This is a genomic window from Crocosphaera sp. Alani8 (genome assembly GCF_038442745.1).
GTDB lineage: Bacteria > Cyanobacteriota > Cyanobacteriia > Cyanobacteriales > Microcystaceae > Crocosphaera.
The window spans coordinates 1-3,404 of sequence record NZ_JARVCN010000337.1; the positions used below are offsets into that span (position 1 = coordinate 1).

Annotated in this window: 5 protein-coding genes; 4 read left to right on the plus strand and 1 reads right to left on the minus strand. The window is 34.8% G+C overall.

Annotation, left to right across the window (positions count from 1 at the left end; genetic code table 11):
• The first annotated feature begins 270 nt into the window (after positions 1 to 270).
• Positions 271 to 1,185 (plus strand): alpha/beta fold hydrolase, encoded by a 915-nt coding sequence (locus tag P9B04_RS17530; RefSeq protein ID WP_342056269.1) that lies wholly within the window; start codon positions 271 to 273, stop codon positions 1,183 to 1,185.
• Between the two features lie 104 nt (positions 1,186 to 1,289).
• A complete protein-coding gene (locus tag P9B04_RS17535) occupies positions 1,290 to 1,595 on the plus strand; it encodes a hypothetical protein (protein ID WP_342056270.1) in 306 nt (101 codons plus the stop codon).
• 397 nt (positions 1,596 to 1,992) lie between these two features.
• Here P9B04_RS17535 and P9B04_RS17540 read toward each other — a convergent pair whose 3' ends face one another.
• Positions 1,993 to 2,430, minus strand: a complete 438-nt coding sequence (locus P9B04_RS17540) for a DUF3592 domain-containing protein (protein WP_342056271.1) — start codon at positions 2,428 to 2,430, stop codon at positions 1,993 to 1,995.
• Between the two features lie 267 nt (positions 2,431 to 2,697).
• On the opposite strand from P9B04_RS17540, the gene P9B04_RS17545 reads away from it, so the two are divergent.
• Positions 2,698 to 2,988 (plus strand): BrnT family toxin, encoded by a 291-nt coding sequence (locus tag P9B04_RS17545; RefSeq protein ID WP_342056272.1) that lies wholly within the window; start codon positions 2,698 to 2,700, stop codon positions 2,986 to 2,988.
• Positions 2,969 to 3,274 (plus strand): BrnA antitoxin family protein, encoded by a 306-nt coding sequence (locus tag P9B04_RS17550; RefSeq protein ID WP_342056273.1) that lies wholly within the window; start codon positions 2,969 to 2,971, stop codon positions 3,272 to 3,274. Before P9B04_RS17545 ends, P9B04_RS17550 begins: the two co-directional genes overlap by 20 nt.
• Positions 3,275 to 3,404: the final 130 nt, after the last annotated feature.

Genomic DNA, 3,404 nt, shown 5'->3' on the forward strand with positions numbered 1-3,404 from the left:
ATAAGGCTTTCATGCTTGTTCTTAATTCTCTCATGAATAATGCAGGCTAAGTTCTCAACCAAGATGATTCCTATGCCTTACGAGTCCGTGGGGATGGACTAAGAGACCGTGGGATCTCCTTAAAGTTTCGTAGTCTCACTCCGCGATTCTTTCTGCCTCCTAACTGTACCTCACTGGTTATGAGAAACGCTGTAATGGCAATTTAAGATACAATAATGATGAATTTTTTAAAACTTCAGAGTAACGCAATACATTAATTTTCATTTACTTATGCTACCTTCTAAAAAACACTACTATAGTTGGAAAAACTTTAATTGTGCTTATACTATTCATAAGTCTGAAACGTCTAAAGAAGAAAATTTAGCTTTGTTATTAATTCATCCCATTGGCGTAGGCTTATCAGGAGTATTTTGGCATCGCTTTGCTGAGACTTGGTTCAATAATGGTCATAATCATACTTTATATAACCCTGATTTGCTTGGTTGTGGAAACAGTGACAAACCTCATGTTTGTTACTATTCTGAAGATTGGGCAAAACAGTTACAACATTTTATTAAAATAGTTGTTAAAAAGCCAGTTGTTTTAGTCGTTCAAGGGGCATTATTTCCAGTGGCTATTGAACTCATTAAGAATTCATCTCAACCTAATTTTATCAAAGGATTAGTATTATCTGGTCCTCCGGCATGGCGTATCATGACAGAGCCGGCAAAACCGCTACAGCAAAAACTCTTATGGAATCTATTGTTTAACTCTCCAATTGGGTTAGGAAATGGATTCTATCGTTATGCCCGTCGTCGTCAATTTTTACAATCATTTTCAGTGCGCCAATTATTTGCAAAAGCAGAAATGATAGATAATGAATGGCTAGATTTTTTAGAAAAAGGGGCAAAAGATATTCAAACTCGCTATGCCGTTTTTTCCTTTTTAGCAGGGTTTTGGAGACGAGATTATACTAATGACATTCAAGCTATTCAACAGCCGACATTAGTAATTTTTGGAGAAGAAGCGTCTAGTATTAGCAAAGAAGGAAAAACAGAAACCCCAGTGCAACGATTAGAACTATATTTAAAGAATCTTCCCTTAAGTCAAGGATGTCAAATTTCAGGACGGAATGTAATGCCTTATGAATCTTCAGATGAATTTGTTTTAATGGTAGCAGATTTTATTAAGCAATTGAATATTTAGCAAGTAGAAAGTTATTATATAACACGGAACAAAGATTAGTTCTCGCACAACAAAAAGTTCATGAACGAACCGATGAAATTAGGACAATTTCTCACTTCATTAAAGTGTTAGATCTGGCCGAATTAATCGCCAAACCATTAAAGGAATTTCATCATTTAGAAGAAATCTCCAATGAAGCAACAGAATCAGCTATGACGATGATTGGAAGAGTGACCGTGTTAGGAAAAAAGATGTCCTTTGTTCAACTCAAAGTTAGTCGTCCTCCTCTCAAAACCCTCAGAATTAGTATTAATCCCGCTCATGAAAATATGAAAACAGGACAAACATGGTCAGTTAAAGCCGTCCGTCAAGGTGATATTTTGGTGATGAAACAGTGTGAAATCCTGGAAAAAAATAAGGAAAATAGGTAATTTTTAGTACCCTTGTTTGACTTATGAGAACTAGCTTAACTGAAAGCACTGTGAAGACCATCAAGACTGAATTGGCTTAAGGAGCCACTGTTACTGGACAGAGTCAATAAAATCAAAAGAATAAAGGAAGTTACTAAGATAATCAACTCAAAAGTCTGAATTTTTGAGTGCCTAATTAGGAGCCATGCTATTAACAGAAATGAATGGATGACGCAGCCTATAATAAATCCGTAAGGGACGCTCAAAGCACTTTCATAACTGGGATAGATTCGATTATAAATCAAACTATAAAGAGGCACTACCCAAGAAAGAAATAGGATTATCCAAGGACTAAGAGTCACTCTTTACTTGTTCATATTGATGTACTATATTGCTAATCTTCAAATTTGAGTAATGCCTAAAAAATATGAAATATTCTTAAAAGCCAGTAAACTATTTTGCGGCTTTGAGATAGAGGAAAAAGAATAAGAAGAAGAGTCAGTCCAAATAAACCAAAAATGGCAGAAGGGATGAGAATCTCTCCAAAAGAAATAAGTTTTTCAGTTTGTGTTTTTTGACGATAGGCAACCCAGACGAGAGTTCCTATTTTGACATTTAAAGCTGCTACTGATGCTTTAAATTTCTTTTTTTCTTGTGTCAAAGGATTTATATATTCTATTATGGGATAGCTATTTTGACTTGAACTACTAGCCGATGTTCTTGTAATACTTCTATCTAGACCAACAACTTTTCCTTCAATGGCTAAAGCCTCTTTCAAAAAGAGATAGTTATATACACCAAACCAAAGGGTTACAATTAGAAAAATCAAACACAAAATACTAAAAATTAAATTCATAGATAGATGGGAAAATTGATGACAGTTTAAACTCCTAAATCTAATTTTAATTGACACGATGCTCATATTTGTCCGTTTTCTTTGGTGCAGATTAAAGATGACACCCACTGCACAAAGGAATGAGGTTATTAATTACTATACAAAAAAATGAAGATATAGAATCATTTTTAGGGTAATTTTTTGATAATTAACCAGAAAGTCAAGGGCATCTGTGATCGCAGAAAAGAAAGCCTTGATTTTGTATATACAAAAAGGTATATTAAGAGTATGAAATTCGAGTGGGATGAACAAAAGAACCGAACCAACATCATTAAGCATGGTATTTCTTTTCAAGAAGCAATAGAGATATTCAAAGATCCCAATCTATTAACCTACAAGGATAATCGCTTTAATTATGAAGAAACCAGAGAACTCTCAATCGGTCAACTGTTTCTGCCCAAGCAGCCAGTTATTGTGATTTTAGTCGTCCATACAGATAGAAACGGAGTGACCAGAATCATATCTGCACGACGAGCGAGTAGAAAGGAGAGAAAAATTTATGATCAACAATCAATTTAGTCAAGATATGTCACCCGAACAAAGACATAGTCAATTAGTGAATATGTCAGATTCAGACATAGACTATTCGGATATTCCTGAGCTTGATCAAGAATTTTTCAAGAATGCTCAGTTGGTAAAGCGAAAACCAGCAACAGAAGCCATATCAATACGAGTTGATACTGAAACTCTAGAATGGTTCCGCAATACGGCTAAAAACAACCCCGAAATAAGAGGCTATCAAACCTTAATTAATGATGTGCTGCGAACTTATGTAGCCCATCAAATAGGTAAAGGGCAAAACTGACACGAATCATCTGGAGAAAAATAGCCGTTAAATGAACCGAATTAACTATTGATCTTTAAGTTAATGCAGGTTATAATCTTAACTCACATCTTGCACCTGACAAGACAAAGTTCCAAACCATGTTCATAAA

Coding starts and splice junctions, on each gene's coding strand:
- P9B04_RS17530 (WP_342056269.1), top strand. CDS start 271: ATGCTACCTTCTAAAAAACACTACTATAGTTGGAAAAACTTTAATTGT.
- P9B04_RS17540 (WP_342056271.1), bottom strand. CDS start 2,430: ATGAATTTAATTTTTAGTATTTTGTGTTTGATTTTTCTAATTGTAACC.
- P9B04_RS17550 (WP_342056273.1), top strand. CDS start 2,969: ATGATCAACAATCAATTTAGTCAAGATATGTCACCCGAACAAAGACAT.
- P9B04_RS17545 (WP_342056272.1), top strand. CDS start 2,698: ATGAAATTCGAGTGGGATGAACAAAAGAACCGAACCAACATCATTAAG.